The sequence below is a fragment of the Acidiluteibacter ferrifornacis genome (genome assembly GCF_009909615.1).
GTDB classification, from domain to species: Bacteria; Bacteroidota; Bacteroidia; order Flavobacteriales_E; family Vicingaceae; genus Acidiluteibacter; species Acidiluteibacter ferrifornacis.
Map to the genome: position 1 here is coordinate 161,225 of NZ_WWNE01000007.1, position 6,318 is coordinate 167,542.

5 protein-coding genes are annotated in these 6,318 nt (G+C 34.5%); 2 read left to right on the forward strand and 3 right to left on the reverse strand.

The window, feature by feature from the left end:
* Nucleotides 1-534: 534 nt before the first annotated feature.
* Both GQN54_RS09425 and xrtN read left to right on the forward strand, forming a co-directional pair.
* Nucleotides 535-2,484 (forward strand): VIT domain-containing protein, encoded by a 1,950-nt coding sequence (locus GQN54_RS09425; RefSeq protein ID WP_160633288.1) that lies wholly within the window; start codon nt 535-537, stop codon nt 2,482-2,484.
* A gap of 5 nt (nt 2,485-2,489) precedes the next feature.
* Nucleotides 2,490-3,821, forward strand: coding sequence for an exosortase N (xrtN, locus tag GQN54_RS09430; RefSeq protein ID WP_160633289.1), 1,332 nt, complete (start codon nt 2,490-2,492; stop codon nt 3,819-3,821).
* A 196-nt stretch (nt 3,822-4,017) separates the two neighbouring features.
* Here xrtN and GQN54_RS09435 read toward each other — a convergent pair whose 3' ends face one another.
* The 3 genes from GQN54_RS09435 to GQN54_RS09445 all read right to left on the reverse strand — a co-directional run bounded on the left by GQN54_RS09435 (nt 4,018) and on the right by GQN54_RS09445 (nt 5,833).
* A complete protein-coding gene (locus GQN54_RS09435; protein WP_160633290.1) occupies nt 4,018-4,980 on the reverse strand; it encodes an alpha/beta hydrolase in 963 nt (320 codons plus the stop codon).
* A gap of 180 nt (nt 4,981-5,160) precedes the next feature.
* Nucleotides 5,161-5,496 (reverse strand): HepT-like ribonuclease domain-containing protein, encoded by a 336-nt coding sequence (locus tag GQN54_RS09440; RefSeq protein WP_160633291.1) that lies wholly within the window; start codon nt 5,494-5,496, stop codon nt 5,161-5,163.
* Nucleotides 5,486-5,833 carry a nucleotidyltransferase family protein gene (locus GQN54_RS09445; protein ID WP_207554868.1) on the reverse strand — a complete coding sequence of 116 codons (348 nt, stop codon included), beginning with the start codon at nt 5,831-5,833 and terminating at the stop codon, nt 5,486-5,488. Before GQN54_RS09445 ends, GQN54_RS09440 begins: the two co-directional genes overlap by 11 nt.
* Between the last annotated feature and the right edge of the window lie 485 nt (nt 5,834-6,318).

A 6,318-nucleotide genomic window follows, 5' to 3' on the forward strand; every position in this document is an offset into this window, starting at 1 on the left:
CGGATGGGTCAACAACCAAGAAGATTGGTTGTATTCTTCAGCTCCAAACTATGCAGAAACAGAGATAATTTTACTAAACGAATTAGTATGTTTAACTCAAATGGTAGAAAGTATTAAATGAAGAAGTTGGTAAGAAAAATATTCCGCAGAGTTGCAAACACCTGCGGAGCATCCTGCTTATATTAACATTTTATGAAATCAGGGAACAGGAGCTTTCTAGTTCAAAGAAATATAATGAAGGATTGCAAACTCGTTTGAGCTGAGGTTCTTTTTCTGTACTCGATTATCTTTCACTTTAGGAGTCGTCCTTCTATTAGTTCTCATCTTATTTTCACTACAGCAACTGAATAATATGCAACTTGTTTCTTACCCATTTCTTATCCAGCCCAAATTAGTTAAATAATTCTAAATAATATTTTCACACCCCTAATAAACAGTGGCATATGGAGCATTATTTATAAAAAATATTCTCATTCTATAATTTCTTTAAAATATGATGAACACTTGTGCGTTTCAATACACAAAATCCCATCTATGAAATTGAACATATTGTATCTAGCCGTTTTAATCTTCATCGGCAATAACTTATTTGCACAAGAAGAAACCACCGAATCTCCGTACTTCCAAGTAGAGAACGAACTTCCCAAAGATTTTGATCCGAGTAGTTTTGCATTGATTAATTCAAATGTTTCGGTACAAGTATCAGGTATCATTGCAGAAATTACAGTTGAGCAAGAATACACCAACAATTCCGATTTGACTTTAAATACGAATTACGTATTTCCAGGATCTAGTCAATCCGCCATTTATTATATGGAAATGGAATTAAATGGCCGAGTGATAAAAGCAAAAATCAAAGAAAAAGAAGAGGCCAAAGAAATCTTTGAGACTGCCAAAAAAGAAGGCAAATCTGCCTCGCTTCTCACGCAACATCGGCCAAATGTATTCCAAATGAGCTTGGCGAACATTAAACCAAAAAGCACGGTATTTGTACGTTTCAAATACACCGAAACACTCATTCCAAACAAGAAAACCTATGAATTTGTTTTCCCTACACTTGTTGGCCCTCGCTATGCAACAATAGAAATGGCAGCTAAAGATTCTTGGGTGAAAAATCCATTTACAAATAAAGATGCAGCCAATTATCAAGGCAATAAACCCACATTTTCTTTAGACCTAAAACTTAATGCAGGAATGCCAATCAAACAGGCGTCTTGGTTCAGTCACCCAAATGCAAACGTTCTGTATTTATCAGAAAGTAAACTGGAATCCTCCATCATCAATTCTAAAAATACTATAGGCGATTTTATATTCAGGTATCAATTGGCAGGCGATGAGATAGCTACTGGTCTTTTGCTCTATGAAGGCGAAGAAGAAAATTTCTTTTTGTGCACCATCCAACCGCCTGCTAGACCAACTCAAACTTCCATCCCCCCTCGTGATTATATCTTTATAGTAGACATTTCAGGCTCAATGAATGGCTTCCCTATTGAGGTTTCTAAAAAGTTAATCAATTCCATATTACGTGGGCTAAATGAAAAAGATAGGTTTAACATTCTACTCTTTGCTGGCTCAAGCGAACAGTTTAAAACGGTGCTAGTACCTGCCACTTCATCTTACATCAATGAAGCAATGAATTTCATTAATAATCAGGAAGGATATGGTGGAACGGAAATCCTACCGGCTATAGAGCGATCCTTAAAAATGATGGATGACAATGGTCGATCAAGTACCGTAATTATTGCTACTGATGGACTAGTAACGGTGGAGCGTGAGGCAATTGCACTGATAGAAGACAATTTGGGTAAAGCTAATTTTTTCCCTTTCGGAATTGGACAAAGTTCTAATCGATATATCATTGAAGCGTTAGCAAATGCTGGAATGAGTGAAGCCTTTATTTGCTCAACTGAGGACGAAGCCTTGAAAAAAGCTGCTGAATTTAAAGAAATGGTGACCAATCCGATACTTACAGACATTAAAGTAAAGTTCAATGGAATGAAGACCTATGATGTGCTTCCGAAAAATGTGCCTGACCTTTTTGGCGACAAGCCATTGGTAGTATTTGGAAAATACAAGTCGGCAACGGACGGTAAAATCATCGTGAGAGGACAAAATGCTGATGGAAAGTTTAACAAAGAGTTTAATACATCTGAAGGCATTCAAAGCCCTGAAAACGGTGCATTGAAATACCTCTGGGCAAGACAAAAAATCAAAATGCTGTCGGACTACAATAGAGCAGAACCAACAGGAAAATTGAAAGATGAAATCATTGAACTCGGTTTAAACTATAATCTACTTACAGAGTTTACATCATTCGTGGCGGTAGATGATAGCCAAGATCAGGCGACCGAGAAAAGTGTGCCTCTTCCTGCTGTCTCCGATTCTTCAGGCGCCGTGCCTGAGCCTCATGAATGGACGCTGATTATCGTTGGATTGTTTCTTCTAAGTTTTTTAATTGTTTCAAGACTGAATGTAAGCAAATGAGAAGCATGAACTTCAAGCAATTTACAATCAACTTCAAGTGGATTGCAATAGTGTACACATTGGTGTGTACACTTATTATTTCGTGGTCTGCATTGAAAGAATTTGACAAAATTGCATTCTTTGGATTCTTCCTATTGCCCTTCATTCTTAAAATTGATAGACAACAAGTTGGCACTAATCGGTATGTTATTCTAACCGCTGTATTTGCGCTCTTATTTTTTGTATTTGGACAATCCTACTGGGCGCTAGCTTGTGGACTATCTCTTGTGTTTGCCACAATAGAATTAAAAGTGGGCAAACTCAATGAAATGGCTTTTTATGCCCTTTTGTTTTACTTACCCATTACCAGAAGTTTCTTCATGTTGTTTGGATTTTACATCCGATTAGAAATCACAAAATGGGCTGCCAAATTAATCTCACTTTTTTACCCAGTCGTAAGTTTTGATGGAACTCAGATTTTTAATGCCGGCGAACAGTTTAGCGTAGACACAGGATGCATGGGACTTCGGCTCGTCATTACAGGATTCTTGCTCACTCTTTTAATACTCAACCAAACGGCTCAGTCATTAAAAATAAAGTTGAAACCTCGTGTGGTGAGTCTCTTTCTATTCCTCAGTTTTCTGTTAATCATTTTGGGAAATTTCTTTCGGATTGTAATGCTGATTTTATTAAAATCTGCAGAAGGAACAATGTCCCACGAGATGATTGGGATAGTAACATTAATTGTTTTTCATCTTATACCCATGGTCTTCTTGATCCGATATACTTTGAAGAAAAACTGGGTAATTGATGACCGACCTCTTCACACAAAAAACAAGTATCATTCTGTTGCTCAAATCAGTTTGTTCGTTGTTTCTATTCTTATGGTTGCACAATTATTTATTGATACAAAACAACGTCAAAAGGAAGAAATAACCTACACTTTTAATGGTTACACGGCTAGCAAATCCATTGATGGGATTGTAACCTACCGCAGAGGAAATTCCATTTTTACAATCAAACCTATCAATCCACTAAGTTTCTCGAACCACCACCCTATGATGTGTTGGAGAGGAGATGGTTTTGAAATCAGTAATGAAGCGAACAGCAAAATAGGTGAAAATGAATGCATGCGTGCGACCCTAAAATCTACTTCTCAAAACAGTCTAAACACCGTTTGGTGGTACACCAATACAATAGATTTTGTAACTACTAGCGAATTAGAATGGCGTTACAGGGCTGTATTCAAACAGGAACCTTTTTACATTTTGAATTTCACGAGCGTTAATAATGATGATTTAATTTATACCATCAATAACATTACGCAGCAAATTAAAAGTCAGAACCGATTGAATTAATTATTGGTAATCGAGCTTGTGGTAATGAGATTAAAAGCTTCAACAATTAGACTGCAAAAGTTCTAAACGTCTGATTGAACGAGTAGGTTGATAAAAAAATATTCCGCAGGGTTGCACTTGTCCGCCGCTAGGAAGAAACCATTGCTGAGCATCCTGCCTATAATAACATCTTGTGAAATCAGGGAACGGGAGCTTTCTACTTAAAAGAATATCCTGCAAAGCTGGTGTTGTCACCAGTATTTTCTTTTATAAATTTCATTATTCTCCCAAAGTATTCATCTCCGCCTATTTCCCATACGTTTAAATGGTTCGCGTTTTCAATTTCAATAAACTCTTTCTTTTTACTTGCTATTTTAGCAAAATTATCTTTTGCATACTTTATATTTATTCTCTTGTCTTTATTTCCGTGAATTATAAGAATTGGCTGTTCAATGTTTTCACAATACTTTAGGGGTTTTGCATCTTCGGGATTAAATCCTGCTATCTTTCCTGCTCTGTATACTAGGTAATTTGTCAGCGGTTTTATATAAATACCTACGTGATAATTAAAGTAATCATTTGTAATTGTTTTAAAATCAGAAAAAGTACTTTCTATTATTCCAAATTTTATTCTTTTATCTCTTCCAATTGCCTGAAGTCCTACCGCTCCTATTAATGATTGTCCCCAAATGCCAATATTTTCATCTATATTCTCCTGCTTTTCTAAAACATTAAGTAATTCAGAAATGTCCTTTTTTTCCTTTACACCGAATGTACAATGTGTTCCACTACTGCTCCCGTGTGCTCTTAAATCTAAAGCAACGGAATTAAACCCTTGTTTTGATAACATAGCACTTAATTCAATGAAGCGTTCCTTGTTTGACCTTATTCCGTGCAATAAAATGATAGTTCCTAGTGCTGTATCTCTACTTGAATAGGTTAAATAACTTGAAAGCTCTATATTGTCAAAACTTTTAAAAGTTATATATTTTCCCTTTACATGGTTATTCTCAAAACCTGAACTTGTTGTTAATAAATAATCTCCTTTGATTATTTCGATAAGCGGGTTTTTAATTTCTGTTATAAATCTTGGTGCATAAAAATGCAAAAAAAGAAGTCCTGAAATTATCAAAACTATTAATACCCTTTTAATTAATTTCTGAGGTTTCTTTTTTTTCATAATACTGCTAACATAGAGATATGACATACTCCATGTGACTTATTGATACAATTATGCAATCCAAATTAATCAAAATATACATTCTATAATCTTGTTAGATGTATTACTCGAATTCTAAAAATAAACTATAAGTCTTCAACAATTAGATTGCAAACGGACTGCAAGTCCGCTCGAACATCTTTACATTCTTAAATTATGAATTTCCATTTTAAGAACTGGAATATCTTTTTGTATTATTCCCCACAAAATACCGGAATCAACACTATCATAAGAATGTATAATCAGATTTCTCAAGTTCACAATCTGAGCCACTCCGGAAATGTTAATTGATGCATCAATCTTTCTGATGTTATTCACTGCTTCACCAATAATTTCAAGATGACGCTCTATCGCCCTTTTGGCTATAAAGTCATTATCAAACTCGCCAAAAGTGGAATATCTACTTTTTACAATATCAACTTCTTGAATGATAGACTCAATATCCAAAATATACTTGAGCAGCTTATTATGCAGCATACAATTGTACTTTGGTATTATTGAATTCAGAAATTATTACTTGATTTCTAAGCGCTCTAAAAGATAGTAAATCAACTTCCTTCTGAAATAATTGCTTTAGTGCATCTAATAGAGAAAAGAAATTATCTGCATAATCAATAGGATCTATAGCATCATTGAATTCAACGACAAAGTCTAAATCACTCTTCTTTGGATTAAAATCACCTTTCGCTGCTGAGCCAAAAAGATGTAATGATTTGACATAATGCTCCACACAAATAGATGCAAGTGCCTCAGTATTATTTTTTATCAAATCAATCATAACACAAAAATAATCAATATTTACTTCAAATGACATTAAACAAATTCTCTGAAATATCGAATGACTTTTAACCTTTCACAACAATCAAGAATTATCAATTAAGCAAAGAAAATAGACTATAAGACTTCAACAATTAGATTGCAAACGGACTACAAATCCATTCGGCTGATATTTAAAGCAGAATGCTCCGCAGGTGTTTGCAACCCTGCGGAAATTAGAAGCAGAGTTTTGTTTATTAATTAGTTATATTTAAGCATCAAACAAGGTGTAAAACATACTATTAAAGAGAATAAGTCCTACTATTTAACAATGACAATTGTTGAGTGGGTTGATATATTTAGCCGTAAAGAGCAACGAGATATAATAATAAACTCATTGAGTTATTGTATAAAATCAAAAGGATTGAATGTATACGCCTAATGTATTATGACGAACCACATTCACCTCATAGTTAACTGTAATGAACCATTTGAACTAAAAGATACTATTAGAGATTTTAAAAAGTTTACATCAAAACAGAT